The 22,674-nt window shown below is 71.4% G+C and carries 19 protein-coding genes; 10 read left to right on the top strand and 9 right to left on the bottom strand.

Annotated elements, in window-relative coordinates:
• Nucleotides 1-35: 35 nt before the first annotated feature.
• Nucleotides 36-950 (bottom strand): 5'-3' exonuclease H3TH domain-containing protein, encoded by a 915-nt coding sequence (locus tag ACH4FH_RS22160; protein WP_398557631.1) that lies wholly within the window; start codon nt 948-950, stop codon nt 36-38.
• A gap of 227 nt (nt 951-1,177) precedes the next feature.
• Between ACH4FH_RS22160 and ACH4FH_RS22155 the strand changes: the two genes are divergently transcribed.
• Together ACH4FH_RS22155 and ACH4FH_RS22150 are read left to right on the top strand one after the other, a co-directional pair.
• Nucleotides 1,178-2,374 carry a glycine betaine/L-proline ABC transporter ATP-binding protein gene (locus ACH4FH_RS22155; protein ID WP_398557590.1) on the top strand — a complete coding sequence of 399 codons (1,197 nt, stop codon included), beginning with the start codon at nt 1,178-1,180 and terminating at the stop codon, nt 2,372-2,374.
• Entirely contained in the window at nt 2,367-4,973 is a 2,607-nt protein-coding gene (locus ACH4FH_RS22150) for an ABC transporter permease/substrate binding protein (protein WP_398557589.1), read from the top strand. Before ACH4FH_RS22155 ends, ACH4FH_RS22150 begins: the two co-directional genes overlap by 8 nt.
• Nucleotides 4,974-5,123: 150 nt before the next feature.
• Here the strand turns inward: ACH4FH_RS22150 and ACH4FH_RS22145 are convergent, their stop codons facing one another.
• On the bottom strand, nt 5,124-6,350 hold the full coding sequence (locus ACH4FH_RS22145; protein WP_398557588.1) for a cation:proton antiporter: 1,227 nt from the start codon (nt 6,348-6,350) through the stop codon (nt 5,124-5,126).
• Between the two features lie 334 nt (nt 6,351-6,684).
• On the opposite strand from ACH4FH_RS22145, the gene ACH4FH_RS22140 reads away from it, so the two are divergent.
• Both ACH4FH_RS22140 and ACH4FH_RS22135 read left to right on the top strand, forming a co-directional pair.
• Nucleotides 6,685-7,119: a hypothetical protein gene (locus tag ACH4FH_RS22140; protein ID WP_398557587.1), complete on the top strand. Its 435-nt coding sequence runs from the start codon at nt 6,685-6,687 to the stop codon at nt 7,117-7,119.
• Nucleotides 7,120-7,202: 83 nt separating this feature from the next.
• Nucleotides 7,203-7,940: a helical backbone metal receptor gene (locus ACH4FH_RS22135; protein WP_398557586.1), complete on the top strand. Its 738-nt coding sequence runs from the start codon at nt 7,203-7,205 to the stop codon at nt 7,938-7,940.
• Nucleotides 7,941-7,952: 12 nt separating this feature from the next.
• Here the strand turns inward: ACH4FH_RS22135 and ACH4FH_RS22130 are convergent, their stop codons facing one another.
• Nucleotides 7,953-9,095: a TDT family transporter gene (locus ACH4FH_RS22130; protein ID WP_398557585.1), complete on the bottom strand. Its 1,143-nt coding sequence runs from the start codon at nt 9,093-9,095 to the stop codon at nt 7,953-7,955.
• A gap of 87 nt (nt 9,096-9,182) precedes the next feature.
• Between ACH4FH_RS22130 and ACH4FH_RS22125 the strand changes: the two genes are divergently transcribed.
• A complete protein-coding gene (locus ACH4FH_RS22125) occupies nt 9,183-10,211 on the top strand; it encodes a LysR family transcriptional regulator (protein ID WP_398557584.1) in 1,029 nt (342 codons plus the stop codon).
• 62 nt (nt 10,212-10,273) lie between these two features.
• Here the strand turns inward: ACH4FH_RS22125 and ACH4FH_RS22120 are convergent, their stop codons facing one another.
• On the bottom strand, nt 10,274-11,575 hold the full coding sequence (locus ACH4FH_RS22120) for a uracil-xanthine permease family protein (RefSeq protein WP_398557583.1): 1,302 nt from the start codon (nt 11,573-11,575) through the stop codon (nt 10,274-10,276).
• Nucleotides 11,576-11,578: 3 nt separating this feature from the next.
• Complete coding sequence (locus ACH4FH_RS22115) at nt 11,579-12,700, bottom strand: arylsulfotransferase family protein (protein ID WP_398557582.1); 1,122 nt, start codon at nt 12,698-12,700, stop codon at nt 11,579-11,581.
• A gap of 97 nt (nt 12,701-12,797) precedes the next feature.
• On the opposite strand from ACH4FH_RS22115, the gene ACH4FH_RS22110 reads away from it, so the two are divergent.
• Nucleotides 12,798-13,376, top strand: coding sequence for a helix-turn-helix domain-containing protein (locus tag ACH4FH_RS22110; protein ID WP_398557581.1), 579 nt, complete (start codon nt 12,798-12,800; stop codon nt 13,374-13,376).
• A gap of 28 nt (nt 13,377-13,404) precedes the next feature.
• Here ACH4FH_RS22110 and ACH4FH_RS22105 read toward each other — a convergent pair whose 3' ends face one another.
• From ACH4FH_RS22105 to ACH4FH_RS22090, 4 genes are all read right to left on the bottom strand, one after another.
• Nucleotides 13,405-14,424 carry a methyltransferase gene (locus tag ACH4FH_RS22105; protein WP_398557580.1) on the bottom strand — a complete coding sequence of 340 codons (1,020 nt, stop codon included), beginning with the start codon at nt 14,422-14,424 and terminating at the stop codon, nt 13,405-13,407.
• 57 nt (nt 14,425-14,481) lie between these two features.
• Nucleotides 14,482-15,168, bottom strand: coding sequence for a gamma-glutamyl-gamma-aminobutyrate hydrolase family protein (locus ACH4FH_RS22100; protein ID WP_398557579.1), 687 nt, complete (start codon nt 15,166-15,168; stop codon nt 14,482-14,484).
• Nucleotides 15,169-15,229: 61 nt separating this feature from the next.
• Complete coding sequence (eat, locus tag ACH4FH_RS22095; RefSeq protein WP_398557578.1) at nt 15,230-16,702, bottom strand: ethanolamine permease; 1,473 nt, start codon at nt 16,700-16,702, stop codon at nt 15,230-15,232.
• Nucleotides 16,703-16,802: 100 nt separating this feature from the next.
• A complete protein-coding gene (locus ACH4FH_RS22090) occupies nt 16,803-17,534 on the bottom strand; it encodes a FadR/GntR family transcriptional regulator (RefSeq protein WP_398557577.1) in 732 nt (243 codons plus the stop codon).
• Between the two features lie 73 nt (nt 17,535-17,607).
• Here ACH4FH_RS22090 and ACH4FH_RS22085 point away from each other — a divergent pair, with 73 nt between their 5' ends.
• The 4 genes from ACH4FH_RS22085 to ACH4FH_RS22070 all read left to right on the top strand — a co-directional run bounded on the left by ACH4FH_RS22085 (nt 17,608) and on the right by ACH4FH_RS22070 (nt 22,654).
• Nucleotides 17,608-18,975, top strand: a complete 1,368-nt coding sequence (locus tag ACH4FH_RS22085) for a glutamine synthetase family protein (protein WP_398557576.1) — start codon at nt 17,608-17,610, stop codon at nt 18,973-18,975.
• A gap of 10 nt (nt 18,976-18,985) precedes the next feature.
• Nucleotides 18,986-20,362 (top strand): aldehyde dehydrogenase family protein, encoded by a 1,377-nt coding sequence (locus ACH4FH_RS22080; protein ID WP_398557575.1) that lies wholly within the window; start codon nt 18,986-18,988, stop codon nt 20,360-20,362.
• A 1-nt stretch (nt 20,363) separates the two neighbouring features.
• Nucleotides 20,364-21,176, top strand: a complete 813-nt coding sequence (locus tag ACH4FH_RS22075; RefSeq protein WP_398557574.1) for a 3-oxoacyl-ACP reductase — start codon at nt 20,364-20,366, stop codon at nt 21,174-21,176.
• Between the two features lie 161 nt (nt 21,177-21,337).
• The gene (locus tag ACH4FH_RS22070; RefSeq protein WP_398557573.1) at nt 21,338-22,654 is read left to right on the top strand and encodes a haloacid dehalogenase-like hydrolase; all 1,317 of its coding nucleotides are present in this window, start codon (nt 21,338-21,340) and stop codon (nt 22,652-22,654) included.
• Nucleotides 22,655-22,674: the final 20 nt, after the last annotated feature.

Below are 22,674 nucleotides of genomic sequence, written 5' to 3'. Positions count from 1 at the left end.
CGCTTCGGTTAATTAGGTTTACCTAACTTAACAGCTCACCGCTGGAGCGTGAGGAGCAGCCGGTGCAAAGATCCGCCCAAGCCCCACTGCGTGGCCAGCGCGTCCAGGCGCTCGGGATCGGCCGGTTCCGAGGGCAGCGCGGGGTCGGTGTCCGGCACCGGAACGTCGGTGGCCACCTTGACGACCGTCGGGGCGACCGCGAGGTAGGGACGCGCCTCGACGAGCCGCTTGCGCTGCGCGGGCGTCACCTTCGATGACGGGTCGTCGGCCGCGGCGATGATGCCCGCCAGGTCCCCGTACGCGTCCAGCAGCTTGGCCGCGGTCTTCTCGCCGATCCCCGGCACGCCCGGCAGGCCGTCGCTGGGGTCGCCGCGCAGCAGGGCCAGATCGACATAGCCCGGTCCGTCCACGCCGTACTTCTCCCGTAGCAGCGCCTCGTCGGTGACCTGGAGCGTGCCGACGCCCTTGAGCGGATACAGGATGCGGATGCCGCGCCGGTCGTCGACCAGCTGGAAGAGGTCGCGGTCGCCGGTGACGATATCCACCGGGCCGCGCGCCCGGCCGGCCAGCGTGCCGATGATGTCGTCGGCCTCGTAGCCCGCGGCGCCGATGCGGGCGATGCCGAGGGCGTCGAGCACGTCCTCGATGACCGGAACCTGCGGCGACAGGGTGTCCGGAATCTCTTCCTCGTCCGGTTCCGGGGAGCCCTCGGGAGCCTCCTCGGCGACCCGGTGGGCCTTGTAGGACGGGATCAGGTCGACCCGCCACTGGGGGCGCCAGTCGAAGTCCATGCAGGCGACGAGATCGTCGGGGTGGTGGTCCTGGACGAGCCGGGCGATGAAGTCCAGCAGGCCGCGCACCGCATTGACCGGGGTGCCGTCCGGGGCCCTGACCGATTCCGGTACGCCGAAGTAGGCGCGGAAGTAGAGCGAGGCGGTATCGAGAAGCATCAGGCGTCGAGTCACATCCCGCATGATGCCGTACACGCCAAACGTCAACCCGATGTGAGCTGGAACACGGTCGCGTTTGAGCCGATCACGCCAGGGCAGGTGCGCACCCGGAACGAACCCGGTATGAATTTCAACTTTTCTATCGGTAAAGGCGGGCCGAACCCGTCTCGCTCCACGACCTGCCTGCGGGGGTGGCAGGTCGTCCCCGTTCGACAAGAGAGGTTCATGTGTCCAGGCTGCAAGCCGAGCACCTGTACAAAGTGTTCGGCAGACGACCCGAGGACGCGGTGCGACGGCTCGAGGACGGCGTGAGCCGCGACGATCTGCGGGCCGAAGGCACCACGGCCGCGGTGATCGATGCGTCGATCGAGGTGGACGAAGGCCAGATCTTCGTCGTCATGGGCCTGTCGGGGTCCGGCAAGTCCACGCTGCTGCGCACGCTCAACGGGCTGCTGGAGCCGACCGCCGGGACCGTCCGGTTCGACGGCCAGGACCTCACCTCGCTCAGCGACAAGGAACTGCGCAAGGTCCGCTCCGAGAAGATCTCCATGGTCTTCCAGCACTTCGCGCTCTTCCCCCACCGCAGTGTGCTGGAGAACGCCGCCTACGGCCTCGAGGTGCAGGGCGTGCCCCGCGCCGAGCGGACCCGGCGCGCCACCGAGGCGCTGGAGCTCACCGGCCTCAAGGGCTGGGAGAAGTCCTGGCCCGACGAGCTCTCCGGCGGTATGCAGCAGCGTGTGGGCCTCGCCCGCGCCCTGGCCACCGACGCCGATCTGCTCCTGATGGACGAGTCCTTCAGCGCGCTCGACCCGCTGATCCGCCGTGACATGCAGGACCAGCTGCTGGAGCTGCAGAAGACCCTCAAGAAGACCATCGTCTTCATCACCCACGACCTCAACGAGGCGATGCGCCTCGGCGACCGGATCGCCGTCATGCGTGACGGCCGGATCGTGCAGGTCGGCAGCGCCGAGGACATCCTGGTCACGCCGGCCAACGACTATGTCGCCTCCTTCACCCAGGACGTGGACCGCACCCGGGTGCTGACCGCCGGCGCCATCATGGTCGAGGTCGACACCGTGCTGGGCGAGAAGTTCGCCGGCGCCGACGAGTTCCGCGCCGCCGCGTCCGCCACGGTCGGGCTCGACACCCCCCTCGTCGAGCTGTTCACCCCCTGTTCCACCAGCTCCGTCCCGGTCGCGGTGACCGACGCGGCGGGCAAGCTCGTCGGCGCCGTCCCGGCCGAACGGCTGCTCGCCGTCCTCGGTGAGCCCGCGCCGCAGGACAGCGCCCCGGCCGTGCCCGCGCAGGCCGACGCCGTCGACCCCAAGACGCCGGCCGGCCACCAGGACGCCTCCGTGAGCAAGCAGGCCGACGGCGCCTCCGACGACAACCAGCCCGAGGACAAGGTGATCACCGGTGCCTAGAGTTCAGATAGGCAGCTGGGTCAGTGCCGCCGTCGACTGGCTGCGCGACAACCTCGCCTGGCTCTTCGACTTCGTCACCAGCGTGCTCACCACGCTCTACAACGCGATCCACACGGTTCTCGCCGGCCCCGAGCCGCTGATCCTCGCGGGGATCCTCGCGGTCATCGCCTGGTGGCTGCGCGGACTGCCCGCCGCGTTGCTCACCTTCATCGGCTTCGCCCTGATCGATTCGATCGAGCAGTGGGACGAGACGGTGTCGTCGCTGTCCCTGGTGCTGGTGGCCTGCCTCATCACGGTCGCGGTCGCCATCCCGCTCGGCATCCTGGCGGCCCGCAGCCGGGTCGTCGGCGGCGCGCTGCGTCCGGTCCTCGACCTGATGCAGACGATGCCCGCGATGGTCTACCTCATCCCCGGCATCCTCTTCTTCGGCCTCGGTGTCGTCCCCGGCATCGTGTCGACGATCGTCTTCTCCATGCCGCCCGCCGTCCGCATGACGGAGCTGGGCATCCGGCAGGTCGACGAGGAACTGGTCGAGGCCGCCGAGGCATTCGGTACGCACCCGCGGCGCACCCTCTTCCGGGTGCAGCTGCCGCTCGCACTGCCGACGATCATGGCCGGTATCAACCAGGTCATCATGCTGGCGCTGTCCATGGTCGTCATCGCGGGCATGGTCGGCGGCGGCGGACTGGGCGGCTCGGTCTACAACTCGATCAGCTCCGTCGATGTGGCGCTGGGTGCCGAGGCCGGTCTCGCGGTCGTCATCCTCGCCATGTACCTGGACCGGATGACCGGTGCGCTCAACCAGCGGGTCTCCCCGCTGGGCCGCCGCGCACTGGCCAAGGCGCAGGCCGCACTCGGCGGGATGAAGTTTCTCCAGTGGAAGCCGGCCACCTCGGTCGCGATGGTCGGTGTGGTCGTCCTCGCGCTGCTCGCCGGCGGCATGGGTTTCCTCGGCAAGGACGGCGGCGCCAAGGGCACCACGGACGGCAACGGCCGGCCGGTCAGCCTGGGCTACGTCAACTGGGACGAGGGCAAGGCCACCACGTACCTGTGGAAGGAAATCCTCGAACAGCGCGGCTACAAGCCCAAGGTCCAGGCCCTGGAGGCCGGTCCGCTCTTCGCCGGCCAGGCCCGTGGTGACATCGACGTCCAGAGCAACGCCTGGCTGCCGACGACCCACGCGTCGTACTGGAAGAAGTACAAGGACAAGCTGGAGGACCTCGGCACCTGGTACGACAAGACCTCCCTGGAGATCGCGGTCCCGTCCTACATGAAGGACGTCAAGACCCTGGACGACCTCAAGGGCAAGTCCGGCGAGCTGGGCGGCAAGATCACCGGCATCGAGCCGGGCGCCGGCGAGATGAAGATCCTCAAGGACAAGGTCCTGAAGGACTACGGTCTGGACGGCGAGTACAAGGTGCAGGAGTCCTCCACCTCCTCGATGCTCAGCGAGCTGGACCGCAAGATCCACGAGAAGAAGCCGATCGCCGTCACGCTGTGGTCCCCGCACTGGGCGTACGACAAGTACAAGCTGACCAAGCTCAAGGACCCCAAGGGCTCCTTCGGCGCGAGTGACAGCCTGCACATGCTCGGCCGCAAGGGCTTCGCGAAGGACGAGCCGCAGGTCGCCAAGTGGATGAAGAACTTCCACATGGACGAGAAGCAGCTCACCAGCCTGGAGAACGAGATCAAGAAGGCCGGCGTGGGCCACGAGCAGGACGGTGTGCGCGCCTGGCTCAAGCAGCACCCGGGGCTGGTCGACAAGCTCGCCCCGTCCGCCAACGCCGCCTACGCCAAGGGCAAGGACGCGGGCAAGGCCCCGAACATCGGCTACCCGGCGTGGGACGAGGGCATCGCCACCACCTACCTGTGGAAGAACGTCCTGGAGAAGCGCGGCTACAAGCCCCGCATCCGCAATCTCGACGTCGGCCCCATGTGGACGGGCCTGTCCACCGGCCAGATCGACGTGGAGACCGATGCCTGGCTGCCGGTCGCGCAGAAGCAGTACTGGGACAAGTACAAGAAGGATCTCGTCGACGTCGGTGCCTGGTACGACAAGACGTCCCTGGAGATCTCGGTGCCGTCCTACGTCAAGGGCGTGAAGACCCTCGACGACCTGCGCGAGCACAAGGACGAGTTCAAGGGCAAGATCATCGGCATCGAGCCGGGCACCGGCGAGATGAAGCGCCTCAAGAGCGTCGTCGCACCCGAGTACGGCTTCGACGACTTCCAGGTCACCGAGGCCGGCACCAGCGCGATGCTCGCCGAGCTGGACCGGGCCTACGCCAAGAAGGAGCCCATCGCGGTCGTGCTGTGGTCCCCGCACTGGGCGTACAGCAAGTACAAGCTCACCAAGCTCGCCGATCCCAAGGGCACCTGGGGCGCGAACAACCAGATCAAGTCGATCGGCAACAAGAGCTTCCCGAAGAAGTTCCCGGAGTTCAACGGCTGGTTGAAGAACTGGAAGATGAGCGCCGACCAGCTCGGCAGCCTGGAGAAGGCGATCCAGGACGCCGGCAAGGGCAACGAGGACAAGGGTGTCGAGAAGTGGATCGACGCCCACCCGGGCATCGTCGACAAGATGGCCCCGGTGAAGTAGCCGCCGCACCGCGTGCCCCGTACCCCGGGCACGCATCGCGGCACGGCGAGCCCCGCCTCCGGCAGCAGACCGGAGGCGGGGCTCGCCGCTTTTTTGCGGACGTCGGGTCCACCGGCGCGTGACCATGTGGGTCAGCGGCCGGGCGGCCGGTCAGGTCCCCGGCGGGGCGGGGGTATCCGTCCGGGAACGCGTGCTGCGGGCGTAGGCCCGACCGATCGGTTCGGAGCTCAGCCCGTGCAGCACGATGCTGATCATGACGGTCATCACCATCACCCGGACCAGGAAATCGCCGCTGTGATGGGGCAATTCGTCGGCCGCGAGGAGCCCGAAGACGATCGACGTCACGCCCCTGGGGCCCAGCCATCCCAGGAACAACTTGTCGGAAAGCGGCAGTCCCGTACGCGCGAGCACGAGCAGCACGGGGAGCGTACGCACCAGGGTGACGGCGACGAGCGCGTAAAGGATCACCGAGAGGTGGAACCCGTCCCAGAACTCGTCGTTCACGAGCTGCCCGAACACGAACCACAACGCGAGGGACATCAGGGCGGCCAGGTCGTCGGTCATGTTCACCGCGTCGTCCGGGAGGTGGCGCATCGCCGGTGCGATGCAGACGCCGGCGACGAAGGCCGCGACGAAGCCGTTGCCGTCGGCCGCGGAGGACAGTGTGAAGGCGGCCACCGGAACGGCCAGGACACCGAGCCTTGTCGCCGACAGCTGCGTCCAGCCCCTCGCCCAGGAACGGCGCAGCAGCCACCCGGCCCCGTAGCCGATGACCGAGCCGACGCCGACGGCCCAGGCCGCCGAGCCGACCGCGTCCAGCAGGGCCTCGGCGTAATCGGCGCTCCTGGTGCGGGATTCGACAGCGGCGGCGATGCACAGGAGGAACACCGGCGAGATGATCCCGTGGTTGAGGCCCCCTTCGACATTGAGGACCTCGCGCAGCCGCGCCGGGATCCTCGTGTCCCGTACGACGGCCGAGGTGGGGGCCAGGTCCATGGGGACGACGACGGTCGCCAGGACCGCCAGGATCCATCCGGGCCGCTCGGGGAAGAAGGCGTAGGCGGTCAGGAAGGCAACGCCGAGGGCCAGCGGCAGCGCACCGCCGAGGAGGCGGATGACGAGCCCCTTCTCCCTTTTGATGACCCCCTTGGGGACCTCGGTGGCGTCGATGAAGAGAAGCAGCGCCAGCACGACTTCCACCGCGTGTTCGAAGTCGGGGGTGTCGAGGTCGAATTCCAGCGGGGGGTGTGAACCGCTGGTCAGGGCGATACCGGTCGCCATCATGGCGATCGGGGCGGTGATGCTCCATCGCGCCAGCCGGCGGGAGAGGACGACCCAGAGGAACAGAATGCCCGCGATGACGGTGAAGGCAAGCATGGCTTCCTGCGCTTTCCGGCTGGGCACCTTTCCCGATGTGCGCAGCTTAGAGCGGTGCTTCGGACCCGCCGGGAGAGCGCGCCGGTGGCCGGCAAGTCGCAGCTGTCCGGCGTCCTGTAAAAGGTGGCAGTGGGCGGTCCTGCCGTTGCGGGGCCGGGCCGCGGCCGTCCCGGGGCCGTCTTCCGCCGGGACGCGGGCGGGGTCGCTCCGATGGAGCACGGCGCCCACCGACCGGCGGCGCCCGCGTCGCGACGCCTCCGGATCGGTGGTTCGCTCCTAGGGTGCCGGTCATCCCTCGCGACCGCCGCGGCCGCGGCCGGCGCAGGAGACCACCGTGAACCCTGCGCGCATAGCCGCCGTCGCCCTGATCAGCGCCGCCACCCTGGCCGCCGCCGCGCCCCCGGCGTCGGCGCAGGTCGATCCGGATCCGATGGCGGCCGGTCAGCGGGTGACCATCAGCGACGGCAAGAGGTGCGACGCGGCCGGCGGCGCCAGGGCGGATTCGACGCTCTTCGGCTCGGTGGTCCTCCAGCCGGGCGAGCACGGGATGGCAGCCGAGGCCATGGTCGCCGTGGGCGCCACGCCAGGCCGCTACCAGGTCACCATCGAGTGCGGGACGGGCGGCGGGCGGTTCACCGAGACCGTCACCGTGCGCGGGGGCCGGGTCGACGGGGTGAACGCGAGCCAGGCGGCGGGCGGCCTTGCCCTGCTCGCGCTGGCCGGTGGTGCCGCCTATCTGCTCCGCCGCGGCGTCAACGCCCGCTCCTGACCCGCGACTTCGCACCCCACGTCGCCCCGGGCGCGGGCACCTGTGGCCCGCCCGGTCCGGCGGCGGACGCATAAGGTGGAGCGATGTCCTCTCGCGGCGCCGTCCGGCGCGTGGTCTCCCTGGTCCCCTCGCTCACCGAGGCGGTGGCGGCCTGCGCCCCCGAACTGCTGGTCGGCGCCACCGACTGGTGCAGCCACCCCACCGGACTCGACGTCACCCGCATCGGCGGGACGAAGAACCCCGACACCGCCCGGATCATCGCCCTGGCCCCCGACCTCGTGATCGCCAATGAGGAGGAGAACCGCCCGCAGGACATCGCCGCGCTGCGCTCCGCCGGCGTGGCCGTCCAGGTCACGGAGATCCGGACCCTGGACCAGGCGCTGCGCGAGCTGACGCGGGTACTGGTGCACGGCTGCGGTCTGCCCAGGCCCGACTGGCTGGAAGCGGCGGAGGCCGCCTGGCGGGATCTGCTGCCCAGGCGGCCGGAGTTCGGGGCCGTGGTGCCGATCTGGCGGCGGCCGTGGATGGTGCTGGGCCGGGACACCTTCGCCGGCGATCTGCTCGTGCGCCTGGGCGTACGCAATCTCTACGGGCGGCACGCCGAACGCTATCCGCGGATCCCCGTCGAGGAGTTGAACAACCGGGCCGCCGACCTCGTCGTGCTGCCGGACGAGCCGTACCGCTTCACCGCCGACGACGGCCCCGAGGCGTTCCCCGGCCTCCCGGCCGCGCTCGTCAGCGGGCGTGACGTCACCTGGTACGGCCCGTCGCTGGTCACCGCCCCGGCCACCCTGACGGCGGCGCTGGCCGCGGCACGGTGAGGGCGCCGGCCGTCAACGGGTCACCGGCTGCGGAGGGGCGAGGAGTTGGCCGCGCGCGAGACCCAGGACGGTGCGGGTGCCCGTCACCGCCACGGCCGTCAGCAGGACGGCGAACAGGGCGGTCGCGAGCCAGTCGAATGCGGCCAGGCCGGTGTGCCCGGCGAGGCCCGCGGCGCCGGTGACGCAGGTGCCGAGGGGGAAGGTGAAGCCCCACCACGTCATGGCGAAGGGCATACCGTCGCGGAACGCGCGCACCACCATCGCGGTGGCGAGCGCCAGCCACAGCAGCGCGAAGCCCATCACCGGGACGCCGTAGAGCACCGCGAAGGCACCCATCGCCTGCGCCACGGAGGCGTCCACCACCCCGGGGGCGGCGTCGGCGAGGTGACCGACGGCGGTGGTGGACTGGCCCAGCGGCCCGAGCACGAGGAACAGGGCCGGGGTCAGCGTGAGCGGCAGCGGGCCGTGCCGGAACAGCCGTGCCATCACGAGCGGCAGCACGATCAGCGTCGCGAGCAGCGACATCCCGAACAGCGCGAAGCAGCCCAGCAGCATCACCCGCTGCCACTGCCCGGGCGGCAGTGCCGGCACCAGGGCCGGGCCCAGTGCGGCCGAGACCATCGGTGCGACCAGCGGCAGCAGCCACACCGGTGAGGCGCTGTCCGCCGCGATGCGGTGCCTGGTCACCATGAGATACGGGACGGTCACGGCGGCGGCCAGGCCGGCCGCGGTGCCCACGCTCCACAGGACCACATCGACGGCGAGTGCCGCGCGGTGTCCGATCACGCCGGGGCCGACCGCGAGCGCACCGCCGCCGACCGCGAGCAGCGCCATCGCAAGGCAGCCGTAGAACGGCGCGACCGCCGGATCCAGCAGATGGCGCCTGGCCTGGTCGCCGTGGCGTACCCAGTGCACGGTCCGGGCGGCCAGCAGGGTCACCAGCATCAGCGCGGACAGGACCCAGACGGCCTCCCAGACGCCGCGCAGGCCGGGTCCGGAGAGCGGCAGGGCCGCACCCGCAGCGGCGACGATCGAGGTGCCCATCACGGCGGCGTACCAGTTCGGCCCGAGATGGCGGAGCGAGGAGGCGCGCTCGATGGCGCCGTGGTCGGGGGCGGCCGGGGGCCGCGAAGGTGCTTGCGCGAGGAGTGCCATGAACATCAGCGTCCTCGCCCTCGTCGACCGCCACCAGGGACGTCGTGTCTATGAGGGCATAAGCTGAGGTTATGTGTAGTGGGTCTTATGGGTGGTGACGGGGACGGCCGGGAGGCCGCACGCGAGGAGACGACCCGGGGCGGTGGCAGAGGGCAGCCGCGCCCCGGAGCGGAGCCGGCCGGCGCGCGGGACGGCCGGGCGCCGGAGCTCGCAGGACCGTTGGCGCACCGGGTGCCGGACCTCGGGGCGCTGGAGCTGCTGCTCGCCGTGGCCCGGCTCGGCAGCCTCGGGCGGGCCGCCCGCGCGACCGGGATCACCCAGCCCGCTGCCAGCAGCCGGATCCGCTCCATGGAGCGGCAGCTGGGCGTGGCGCTGGTGGAACGCTCGCCCCGAGGATCCCGGCTCACCGACGCGGGCGCGCTGGTCACCGACTGGGCGCGGCGGGTCGTGGAGGCCGCCGAGGCGTTCGACGCGGGGGCGCAGGCGCTGCGCGGACGGCGCGACTCCCGGCTGCGGGTCGCCGCCAGCATGACCATCGCCGAATATCTGCTGCCCGGCTGGCTGATCGCGCTGCGCGCCCAGCGTCCGGGCACCGCCGTCTCGCTGCTCGCGGGCAACTCCAGCGTGGTCGCCGAGCGACTGCTGACGGGCGCGGCGGACCTCGGGTTCGTCGAGGGCTTGCGGGTGCCGGAGGGCCTGGACGGCACGGTCATCGGCCACGACCGGCTGATCGTGGTCGCGGCGCCGTCCCACCCCTGGTCCCGGCGGCGTACGGAGTTGACCGCGGCCGAACTCGCCGCGACCCCGCTGATTCTGCGTGAGCGCGGCTCCGGCACCCGCGAGGTGCTGGACGCGGCGCTCGCCCGGCACGGCGGCCTGGCCGAGCCGCTGCTCGAACTCGCCTCCACCACCGCCGTGAAGTCCGCCGTCGTCAGCGAGGCGGCACCCTCGGTGCTCAGCGAACTCGCCGTCGGCGAGGAGCTGAGCGCCCGCCGGCTGGTGGAGATCCCGGTCCGCGACCTTCGTCTGGGACGCGATCTGCGTGCCGTCTGGCCGTCCGGGCAGCGTCCGGCGGGCCCGGCAAGGCAACTGCTGGGGCTGACGCGGGGGGCGTGATGCTGCCGGTCGGGCGCGGGTCGGGCGACCGGCCGATCGACCGCCTTACGGTAGCGGGCGGCTCAGCTCGTCTCGGATGCCACCGCGGGCCGCGGGCCCAGCCGCCCGAAGAGCGCCGACAGCGCGATGGCCGTCAGGGCCGCCGCCGGCACCCCGCTGCCGACGAGGGTGCGGGCCCAGCCCGGCAGCGGCGCGTACAACTGCGGGGCCAGGAGCGGCAGGAGGCCCGCCAGCAGGGCGAGGGCGACGACCGTCGAGGCGGCACGGTCGGCGAGGTGGGTGCGGCGGAGCATGTCGAGGCCCATCGCGGCGATCACCGCGTAGATCACCAGGGCCGCGCCGCCCACCACAGCAGGCGGCAGGGCGGCGAGGAGCCGGGTGGCGGGGGCGAACACACCGCACAGGATGAGCAGCACACCGGCGGCGGCGGTCACGAACCGGCTGCGCACACCCGTCAGTTGGACGATGCCGATGTTCTCCGCGCTGGTCACCATCACCGACCCGCCGAGCAGCCCGGCGCCGAGCGAGATGACGGCGTCCGCGCGGGCGGTGCGCGGCACATCGCGCGCCGGGTCGGGGGTGCGGCCCACCGTCTCGCAGTTGAGGACGGTCTGACCGGTCGCCTCGGCCAGCGAGGCGAGGGCGAAGAGCATCAGCGGGAGGGCGGCGAGCAGGTCGAAGTGCGGGGTGCCGTAGGGCAGAAGGCGGGGCAGCGAGAACAGCGACTCGCCGGGGACGCTGCGAAAGGGGCTGCCGGTGAGCGCGGCGGTCGCGGTACCGACGGCGATACCGATGAGCACCGACAGCTGCCGCCGGACGCCGCGCAACAGCAGGAAGCTCAGGGTGGTGGCGGCGATGGTGACCAGCGCGAGCCGGCTGCCGCCGACCGCCATCGGGGCGGCGACATGCATCATGGTGATGCCGATGACCAGCACCGTCGTGCCCATCACCAGAGGCGGGAAGAACCGTACGAGCCGCCCGTACGCCGGCAGTACGGCCAGCAGCAGCGCCGCCGCGAGGAGGACGGAGCCCGAGGCGGTGGCCGCGCCGTGTTCCTGGGCCGTCTGCAGGAAGATGGCGACCGCCGCACCGCCCGGCAGCATCATGAACGGCAGCCGGGCGCCGGTGCGCAGCACGCCGAGGGACTGCAGCAACGCCCCCGCTCCGCACAGCACCAGGGTCGCGGTGAGCAGCGATGCGGTGCGGTCGGCGGACAGCCGCAGCCCGGCGGAGATCAGGAACACCGTGGAGACGGGTGCGGCGATCATCGCCAGGACGTGCTGCGCGGCGAGCGGCAGCAGCCGGCTCGGCGGCGGCAGCTGGTCCACCGGGGCGACGTCAGGTCCGCGCTCGGGCGCGCCCATGGCTCACACCTGCCGCTTCAGCCAGGGAAGTTGCCCGGCGTCGTAGCGGTAGGCGCGGAAGACCGCGTTGTTCAGGGACGGGAAGAGCGCGCCGATCTCCGGCTCGCGATAGCTGCCGAACTGCGGGACGACGTACTCCCAGCAGAGCGTGCCCTGCGTGGTCACCTCGAAGATCCGGCCGGCGGGGGAGTCGGTGATGAGGGTGTTGCCGTTGGGCAGCCGCTGCGCGCCGCCCATGAACGGCGCGAAGAACGCCTCCCGCGCCGGGTCGTGGTACTCCCACACCACCTTCCCCGACGGCCGCTCGACCTCGATGACACGGGAGTAGGGGACGTCCACACCGGGCCGGAAGACGCCGTTGTCGAAGATCAGGATGTTGCCGTTGGGCAGCTCGGTGGGGTGGTGCTGCTGGGAGACCAGTCCTGGTTCGCTCCGCCAGAGGACCTCGCCCGTCTCCCGGCTGATGACGATCACGGCCGAGACACTGCGCAGACTGGCGAGGACATTGCCGTCGGCCAGAGGGAACACCGAGTTGATCAGCGGCCAGTGCTCGCGGGAGTAGTCCGGGTGCAGGGCGTACTCCTCCGGATCCAGGTGGTCGCTCGCCCGCCAGGACCACAGCAACCGGCCGTCGGCGTCGACCTCGCGGACGGTGTCGGCGTAAACGGTGCCGCCCGGCTCGGAGCCGGGGACGCCGCCGCGCACCGCCGCCGCCCGCCCGCCGGTCAGCGGCTCCAGGGCGGTGTAGAGGATGCGGCCGTCGCCGTAGTGGTGGGCGTCGTGGTGCTGGAGCGGGTCGGTGAAGGCGCGCAGCACCGTGCCGTCGGGGGCGATCTCCTGCATCAGCCCGCCCCGGTACTTGTGCCACATCGGGAACAGGGCGTCCTGGTCCGGGAGGGTGGCGTTGTAGGCGAGGTTGCCGTTCGGCAGGATGCGGGCGTGCCGGCCGGGGCGGTGCGGCAGCTGCCAGCGGTGCGCGACGGTGCCGCGCACATCGATGAGCAGGACCTCGCCGCCGCCGGTCAGCGGTGCGTAGAGGGTGTAACCGCCGTATCCGGCCTGCTCGTCGAGCGCGATCAGGCCGGTGCCCCGGCGGCGGCGTGTGTTTTGATCGACTGTGGTCATCATTCCCCTTGTCAAACTTTGTTTGATGGGATCAAACAGCCTAGACGCTAGGAACGTGGTGTTGCAGCCCTGTGAACGGAGCAATAAGGAGTGACGGATGAGTGGACCGGAGGACAATCCGCAGGACGGAGCGGGGCAGGCGCCCCGGGTCGGTGCGGAGGTGCGCAGGCGGCGCCGCGCCCTGGACCTGACGCTGGCCGCGCTCGCCGGCGCGACCGGTCTGTCGGCGCCCTTCCTCAGCCAGGTCGAGAACGACCGGGCCCGCCCGAGCATGCGTTCCCTCCAGCGGATCGCCGACGCCCTCGGCACCACCGCGGTACAGCTGCTCGCCGCCTCCGACGGGCCGCGCACGGTCGATGTGGTCCGAGCCGACTCGGCGTCCGTGCCCGAGGACGGCGACCGGGGCAGGGTGCGGCCCCTGGTGCGCGGCCGACAGCAGCTGCACGCCCTGGAGTTCACCGGGCGGCACGACTGGCAGCGCGCATTCCGGCACCCGCACGACGAGTTGATGTACGTCATCGAGGGTGCGGTGGAGGCGGAGGCGGACGGCGACCGCCACCGGCTGGGGCCGGGCGACACCCTCTACTGCTCCGGTGGCGTCACCCACCGCTGGCGGTCCCTGGTGCCCGAGAGCCGGGTCCTGCTGGTCGGGGTCGCGGACGACTTCCGCGGCTGAGCGACCGCCGGTGGGGCCGGGCCCGCCGTCACGGTTTGACCGCGACCACCGCACCGTCCGCGCCGGGACCCTCGAAGCGCACGGTCGTGACGTCGACGAACCCGGCGGCGGCGAGCCACCGGCCGTACTCCGCCGCCGTGTAATTCCGCCCCCAGGTGCTCACCAGCATGTTCAGGCTCATCAGCGCCGGCAGCAGCGGCCCGTCCTTGCTGTCGGCGACGAGCAGTTCGCTGATCAGGATCCGGCCCCCGGAGGGCAGCGCGGCGAAGCACTTGTCGAGGATCAGCCGGTTGGTCGCCTCGTCCCAGTCGTGCAGGATCTGCGAGAGCAGCACCGCGTCGTGTCCGCCGGGCAGTTCGGCGTCGCGCAGGAAGTCGCCCGGCATGCAGGCGATACGGTCCGCGAGCCCGGCAGCGGCCACCCCCTCGCCCGTCAGCTCGCAGACGAACGGCAGGTCCAGGACGGTGCAGCGGAGGTCGGGGTGGGCGCGGCACAGCTCGATGTCGTACGCCGCCCCGCCGCCGCCGACGTCCAGCAGCAGGCGCACCGGGGAGAAGTCGTACGCCGCGGCGAGCGCGCGGGCACTGGTGGCGGAGAGGGCGTACATGCTCTTCCAGAAGGTCGCGGTCAGCGCCGTGTCCTCCGGATCGAACATCGACTCCTTCGCCGCGGGGTCGAAGTTGGTGGGGGAGTCGGTGCGCAGCGCCTCCTCCAGCCGCATCCAGCCTGCGTAACGGCGGTCCAGGGAGAGCACGGCGTCGCCGAAGTAGTCCGGCCGGCCGCGCACCAGATACTCCTCCGCCTCCGGGGTGTTGGCGTAGCCGTCGCCCGCGCGGCGCAGCAGGCCGAGCGCCGCGCAGGCGGTGAGCAGCAGCTCGGCCGGGCGCTCGGCGAGACCGTTGCGGGCGGCGACCTCACCGGCGGTGGCGCCCGGCGCCGCCGACAGCTGGGAGAACAGGTCCAGCCGGGTCGCCTCGGCGAGCGCCTTGGCGGCCCACACCCCGGTGGTGATCTCCATCAGGCGCTTCGGTGACCGGTGGTGCGGCATCGGGGCTCCTCAAAATCCTGGGCACGCCGCCGACGGCCGTGCCCCGGCCCCAGTGGATCAGCCGCGCGCCGCCGTCACCAGTGCGTCCATCACCCGCGTGTCGTCCCCGGCCTCCGGGTGCCACTGCACGGCGAGGGCGAAGCCGTGCGCCTCCGGCGGCAGCTCCACCGCCTCGATGGTGCCGTCCGGCGCGTACGCCGACGGGATCAGCCCGTCACCGAGCCGGTCGATCGCCTGATGGTGGTACGTCGGCACGGACACCGGCTCGGGCAGTGCCTTGCTCAGCTGTGTCCCGGCGACCGGTTCGATGTCGTGCCGGCCGAAGACGCCGGGCGGGCCGGTGTGTCCTTCCAGGTGCTGGAGGAGGGTTCCGCCCCGCGCCACGTTCAGCAGCTGGAGCCCGCGGCAGATGCCCAGCAGCGGCAGCTCCCGCGCCAGGGCGGCGTCGATCAGCGCCAGTTCCCAGGCATCGCGTTCCACCGCGGGCGGCCCGGTCCTGGGGTGCGGCTCCGCGCCGTAGCGTGCCGGTTCGACGTCCGCGCCGCCGGCGATCACCAGGGCGTCCAGCCGGGCGACGGCCGCCGCGGCGGTGGCGGGGGCGTCGGGCGGCAGCAGCGCCGCCAGCCCGCCCGAGCGCTGCACCAGCCGGTGGTACCCGGCGGGCAGCACCGCCGCGGGCAGCGTCCACACCCCCCACCGGGCCTCTTCCTGGTAGGTGCTGATGCCGATGAGGGGCTGGGACATCGGTGGTCCTCCGTGCGTGCGTACATGGTCGGGACCGGGCGGCCGCCGCGGCCGGCCGGTGTCAGTCGCGTGCGAGTTCCGCCTCGGCCGCCGCCAGCGCCGCGAACTCCTCCTCGGGCGCCGCCGCCACCAGACGGTGCCGCGAGTAGAAGGCGAAGTAGGCGATGGCCACGGCGTACACGCCGAGGGCGATGAAGGCGGCTTCCTTGTCGACCAGGAACGTCGCCACCAGCGCGGAGCAGGCCAGGACGAACGCGACGGACGAGGTCAGGCTGCCGCCGGGGGTGCGGTACGGGCGGTGCAGGCCGGGCTCGCGGCGGCGCAGCACGAGGTGCGAGAGCGACATCAGGGCGTAGGAGATGGTGGCGCCGAAGACCGCGACATTGAGCATCCGGGCGCCGTCGCCGGTCGCCGCGGCGAGCCCGAAGCCCAGCGCGCCGGGGACCAGCAGGCCGAGGTAGGGAGCCTTGCGGCGGCTGGTGAGGGATAGGAAGCGGGGGAGGTAGCCGGCCCGGGAGAGCGCGAAGAGCTGCCGGGAGCCGGCGAAGATCAGCGAGAAGAAGGACGCCACCAGGCCGGCGAGACCGGCGTAGTTGACGATTCGGCTGATGGTGGTCGGCTTCCCCTGCGGCTGCAGCGCCTGCACCAGCGGGTCGCCCACGGACTGGATCGCGGCGGACCCGCGGGCCCCCGTCGCGGCGACGAAGGTGATCAGCGCGAGCAGCAGCAGCACGCCCATCGCGGCGGCCATGGCCTTCGGCAGGACCCGGGCCGGGTCCTTGGTCTCCTCCGCGGCCAGCGGCACGCCCTCGATGCCGAGGAAGAACCACATGCCGAACGGGAAGGCCGCCCAGATGCCCAGGATGCCGAACGGCAGCCAGGAGTTGGCACCGAAGGCACCGGCCTCGACCGGTATGTCGTTGAGGGTGTCCACATGGAAGTCGGTGAAGGCGGCCAGGGCGAAGACGACGAGAGCGGCCACCGCGATGGCGGTGACGATCAGGCTGAAGCGCAGTGCCTCGCCCACGCCCCACAGATGGATCCCGATGAAGATCACGAAGCAGGCGAGGTAGACCGGCCAGCTGGAGTGCAGGCCGAACAGGCCGAGCGACTCGACGTAGTCCCCGATGAAGATGGAGATCGCGGCGGGCGCCAGCACGTATTCGATCAGGATGGCGGTCCCGGTGAGGAAGCCGCCCCAGGTGCCCAGGGCGCGCCGGGCGAAGCCGTAGCCGCCGCCCGCCGTCGGCAGGATCGAGGCCAGCTCCGCCAGCGCGAAGACCAGGCAGGTGTACATCAGGCCCATCAGCACGGCGGCGATGGCCAGGCCGCCGAAGCCGCCCTGTGCCAGGCCGTTGTTCCAGCCCGAGAAGTCGCCGGAGACGACATAGGCGACACCCAGGCCGGTCAGCAGCAGTGGGCCCGCGCTGCCGCGCCGCAGGGTCCGTCGCTCCAGGTAGGCGTCCCCGGGCGGCGCCGAGCCGACCGGGGAGGGGTCGGGCGGTGCGGTGTGCGCGTCGGTGCTGTCGGCCATGAGCCGCTCCTGCCTCGCCGAAGGAATCCCAAGTAAAGGTTTAGCCGCATACCTTTGCTGCCCTGCCGCGTCGGCGCAAGACCTCTGCGTAAAAGACTTGTTACGTCGCGGGCGCCGTGAGGAATCCTCGCAGCAGGGCGGCGGTGCCGCAGCAGTGCTCGCGCATCACCTCGCGGGCACCGTCCGCATCGCCCTCCAGCACCGCCTCCACCAGCGCGGCGTGCTGTGTCTGGGAGTGCTCCAGATTGCGCACCAGCAGCGGGATGCAGTCCAGCAGGTCGTTCACGCCTGCCCGTACCGCCGCGTACTGGGCCGCGAGCGAGGGTGAGCCGGACAGCTCGGCGAGGGTCAGATGCAGCAGGGTGTCGCGTCTGCGGTAGTCGGCCAGCGGTGCGTCGTTCGTCGCCGCGAGCGCCGACCGCAACCGGTCGGCCTGTTCCGTGGACAGGCCGTGCGCGGCGCACAGCCCGGCCGCCCCGACCTCCAGCACCTCCCGGAACCTGAGGGTGTCCTCGACGTCGATCTTCCCGATCCGGCGCCGCAGCTCGGCCTCGCCCGGGTTCTCCGTGCGGACCCGTACGAACGTGCCGCCGTAGCGACCGCGCCGGCTCTCCACCAGGCCCTCGTCCTGGAGCACCTTGAGCACCTCGCGCAGCGTCACCCGGCTGATCTGGAGGCGCTCGGCCAATTCCCGCTCCGCGGGCAGCCGTTCCCCCTGCGGCACCAGACCGAGCCGGACGATCTGGAGTATCTGCTCCAGGGCCTCCTCGAATCCGTTGCCGGCCCGCACGGGTCGCAGCACCGGCGCCAGCCGGTCCGCCGCACCGTCCATCGGAACCCCTTCCCAATCAATGGTTCGTGTGCCTACCTTATGACCTCCGGATGCAGTGACAGGAGGCAACACCGTGGCAGACCGCACGCCCCCACTCTCCGTCGAGGAACTGAGAGTCCTCGTCGACGCCGGGGAGATCGACACTGTCGTCCTCGCCTTCACCGACATGCAAGGCAGGCTCCAGGGCAAGCGGTTCGCCGCCCGCTACTTCCTCGACACCGTCCTGGAACACGGCACCGAGGGGTGCAACTACCTCCTCGCCGTGGACGTGGACCTCAACACCGTCGAGGGCTACGAGATGTCCTCCTGGGAGCGCGGCTACGGCGACTTCGCGATGCACGGCGACACCGCCACCCTGCGCCGCACCCCCTGGAACCCGGGCACCGCCCTGATCACCGCCGACCTGGCCTGGCACGACCGTTCGCCGGTCGCCGCCTCGCCGCGGCAGATCCTCCGCCGCCAGCTCGACCGCCTCGCCGAGCGCGGCTGGAGCGCCCACGCCGGCACCGAACTCGAATTCATGCTCTTCAAGGACACCTACGAGGACGGCTGGTCGCGCGGCTACCGCGGCATGCACCCCGCCAACCAGTACAACGCCGACTACTCCGTCCTGGGCACCGGCCGCGTCGAGCCCCTGCTGCGCCGCATCCGCAACGAGATGGGCGCGGCCGGCATGACCGTCGAGTCCGCCAAGGGCGAGTGCAACCTCGGCCAGCACGAGATCGTGTTCGTCTACGACGAGGCGCTCACCACCTGCGACCAGCACAGCATCTACAAGACCGGGGCCAAGGAGATCGCCGCGCAGGAGGGCATGTCGCTCACCTTCATGGCGAAGTACGACGAGCGGGAGGGCAACTCCTGTCATATCCACCTCTCCCTCCAGGACGAGGAAGGCCGGCCGGTCCTGGCCGACGACGACGGCCCGTACGGCATGTCGCAGACCATGCGGCACTTCCTCGCCGGCCAGGTCGCCGCGATGCGGGACTTCACGCTCTTCTACGCCCCCAACATCAACTCCTACAAGCGTTTCCGCCCCGGCTCCTTCGCGCCCACGGCGGTCGCCTGGGGCCCGGACAACCGCACCTGCGCGCTGCGCGTCATCGGCCACGGCCGCTCGCACCGCCTGGAGAACCGCCTGCCCGGCGGCGACGTGAATCCCTATCTCGCGGTGGCCGCGATGATCGCGGCCGGCCTGTACGGAATAGAACACGAGCTGGAGCTCCCCGAGGCGACCACCGGCAACGCCTACACCGGCGACGCCGCGCACGTGCCCACCACGCTGCGTGAGGCCGCCGAACTGTGGGAGAACAGCCCGATCGCCCGTGCGGCCTTCGGCGACGAGGTCGTCGACCACTACCGGCACATGGCCCGTGTAGAGCAGAACGCCTACGACGCGGCCGTCACGGACTGGGAGCGCTTCCGCTCCTTCGAGCGCATGTAAGGAACCACACGTGTCCGATGGTCTGCACGAGCTGAACATCATCAACCCGGCGACCGAGGAGGTGGTGGCCACCGTCCCCACCACCTCCCCCGCCGAGGTCGACGCCGCGGTCCGGCGGGCCACCGCCGCCCAGCCGAAATGGGCGGCCCTCGCGCCCGGCGAACGGGCCCGGATCCTGCGCCGGTTCGCCGACGTCGTCGAGGCCAACATCCGCCCGCTGGCCGAACTGGAACTCCAGGAGGCCGGCCACCCGCTGGGCAACGCCGAGTGGGAGGCGGGCAACGTCCGCGACCTGCTGCACTACGCCGCAGGGGGAGTGGAGCGCCTGACCGGCACCCAGATCCCGGTCGCGGGCGGACTGAACATCACCCTCCAGGAGCCGCTGGGCGTCGTCGGCGTCATCGCCCCCTGGAACTTCCCGATGCCGATCGCCGCCTGGGGCACCGCCCCCGCGCTCGCGGCCGGTAACGCCGTCCTGCTCAAGCCCGCCGAGACCACACCGCTCACCGCCCTCCGGCTCGCCCAATACGCGCTGGACGCCGGGCTCCCCGAAGGTCTCTTCCAGGTCCTGCCGGGAGAGGGGCCGGTCACCGGCACCGCGCTCGTCGACCACCCGGGCGTCGCCAAGATCGTCTTCACCGGCTCCACCGCCACCGGCCGAGGCATCGCCGCCCGCTGCGCGGAGCAGACCAAGCGGCTGACGCTGGAACTCGGCGGCAAGAGCCCCAACATCGTCTTCGCCGACGCCGACATCGAGGCCGCCGCTGCCGCCACACCCGGCTCCTTCCTCGACAACACGGGCCAGGACTGCTGCGCCCGCAGCCGCATCCTCGTCCAGCGCCAGGTCTACGACCGCTACATGGAGCTGCTCGAACCAGCGGTCAAGGCGTTCGTGGTCGGCGACCCGGCGGACCCCGCGACCCAGATGGGGCCGCTGATCTCCTCGGCCCAGCGCGAGCGCGTGCGGTCCTACGTCCCCGAGGACGCCCCCGCCGCCATCCGCGGCGAGGCGCCCGGCGGCAAGGGCTTCTGGTACCCGGCCACCGTCCTGGAGGGGCGGCCCGAGGACCGTACGGCCATCGAGGAGATCTTCGGGCCGGTCGCCGTCGTCATCCCCTTCGACGACGAGGCCGACGCGATCCGGATCGCCAACGCCACCGACTACGGCCTCTCCGGCTCCCTGTGGACCCGCGACGTCAGCCGCGCGATCCGCGTCTCGCGTGCCGTCGCGGCCGGCAACCTCTCCGTCAACTCCCACAGCAGCGTGCGCTATTGGACCCCCTTCGGCGGGTTCAAGCAGTCCGGACTCGGCCGTGAGCTGGGCCCGGACGCACTGTCCGCCTTCACCGAGACGAAGAACGTCTTCATCAGCACCGAGGAGCACTGAAGTGACCGACCCGACCCTCCCCGCGCCCTCGGCCGAGACGGCCCCCGTGTGCCGCCGCCTGGTCGGCCGCACCGCAGTGATCACCGGAGCCGGCAGCGGGATCGGCCTGGCCACCGCCCGTCGGCTCGCCTCCGAAGGCGCGAACATCGTCTGCGCCGACATCGACGACACGGCCGGCAAAGCGGCCGCGGACGAGGTCGGCGGCACCTTCGTCCAGGTCGACGTGACCGACGCCGAGCAGGTCGAGGCGCTCTACCGGACCGCCTTCGACACCTACGGCTCGGTCGACATCGCCTTCAACAACGCCGGCATCTCGCCCGCCGACGACGACTCGATCCTCACCACCGGCCTGGACGCCTGGAAGCGGGTCCAGGAGGTCAACCTCACCTCGGTCTACCTCTGCTGCAAGTACGCCCTGCCCTACATGCGCGACCAGCGACGCGGCTCCATCATCAACACCGCCTCGTTCGTCGCCGTGATGGGCGCCGCCACCTCGCAGATCAGCTACACCGCCTCCAAGGGCGGCGTGCTGTCGATGTCCCGCGAACTGGGCGTGCAGTTCGCCCGCGAGGGCATCCGGGTCAACGCCCTGTGCCCCGGGCCGGTCAACACCCCGTTGCTGAAGGAGCTGTTCGCCAAGGACCCGGAGCGGGCCGCCCGCCGCCTGGTGCACGTCCCGGTCGGCCGGTTCGCCGAGCCCGAGGAGATCGCCGCCGCCGTCGCCTTCCTCGCCAGCGACGACTCCTCCTTCGTCAACGCGGCCGAATTCCTGGTCGACGGCGGGATCGCCGGAGCATATGTGACGCCCGTGTAGCGCTCGCTCGGTAAAGTCACCCGACGCGCCACACCACACGCACCACGCACCACGTACGACCGCACCACCGCACAACAGCACCACGCATGACGGGACCGGCGCCGAAGGGTGCCGGTCCCGCCGCTTCCCGCTGTTGACCGCCCCCGGACATCGGAGCACCCATGCGCAACAGGCACGCCCTCGCCCTGGGCCTCACCGTGACCGCGCTCCTCGCCGGCAGCGTGCCGGCGACCGCGGCCGCCTCGCACCGCGCGGCGCCCGCCCAGGGCACCCCCGCGGCCCGGAACGCCACGCACTGCCCGCAGCTCTCGAAGGACCTGACCTGGTACGGCCACAACCGGGCCAAGCTGCAACGCGCCATCGACGAGCGCGGCACCTGCAGCAACCCCGGCCTCGCCGGCGGCCACGGACGTGCCCCCGTCGCCGCGTTCGACTGGGACAACACCATGACCAAGAACGACGTCACCGACGCGACGATCGACTGGTCCCTGCTGCACGACAAGATCCTTCGCCCCGCGCACTGGAGCGACACCAGCAAGTGGCTGACCCCGGCGGCCGACCGCGCGCTGACCACGGCCTGCGGCACCTCCGTACCGGTCGGCGCACCGCTGCCCACCGCCACCGACACCGACTGCGCCGACGAGATCCTGGAGATCCGCGCCGAGGCGAGGACCATGGGCGGCGAGGAAGCCTTCGCGGGCACCTGGAACCACCGGCGTACGGTGCCCGAATACGCCTGGGTACCGCAGCTGTTCGCCGGTCACACCGAAGCCGAGCTCCGCTCCTACGCCGCCGCGGGACGCAAGGCCGCGCTCGCCGCGCCGGTGGGCAGCACCCAGAAGATCGGCACCCACACCCAGCCCGCCTACGTGCGCTACTACGACCAGCAGAAGGACCTGGTGCGCACCCTGCGGCGAGCCGGCTTCGACGTCTACATCGTCTCCGCCGGGTCCGAGCCGGTCACCGAGGTGTGGTCGCAGTCCGTCGGCTTCGACCGCGACCACACCATCGCGATCCGCAGCCTGCTCGACCACGGAAAGATCACTTACGGTATGCAGGGCTGCGGCGACGTCCCCGAGTCCCAGGGCGACGCGATCCCGTACATCGACGGCAAGCGCTGCTGGATCAACCAGGAGATCTTCCACATCAAGGGCGCCGAGGCATGGCGTCTGCAGGACCCCGCGCACCGCATCGCGCTCGGCGGCGGTGACGCCGACACCGATGTGACCTTCGTGAACGACGCCACCGCCGCCCACCTGGCCATCAATCGCAACAAGAACGAACTGATGTGCCGCGGCTACGACAACGCCGACGACCGCTGGGTGGTCAACCCGATGTTCATCGAGCCGCTGCCTCGCAAGTCCGGCGGCTACCCCTGCGCCACGGCCGCCTACATCAACACCGACGGCGTCCTCGGCCCGGTCCGCCGCCCCGACGGCACCGTCGTGCCCGACCAGCGCGACCGCATCCACGGCTGACGGCGACGGGCCGCGCCGGC

This window comes from Streptomyces sp. NPDC017993 (assembly GCF_044328065.1).
Classification (GTDB): domain Bacteria; phylum Actinomycetota; class Actinomycetes; order Streptomycetales; family Streptomycetaceae; genus Streptomyces.
The sequence above is the reverse complement of the archived record's forward strand: the minus strand, read 5'-3'. Positions and strand labels throughout refer to the sequence as shown.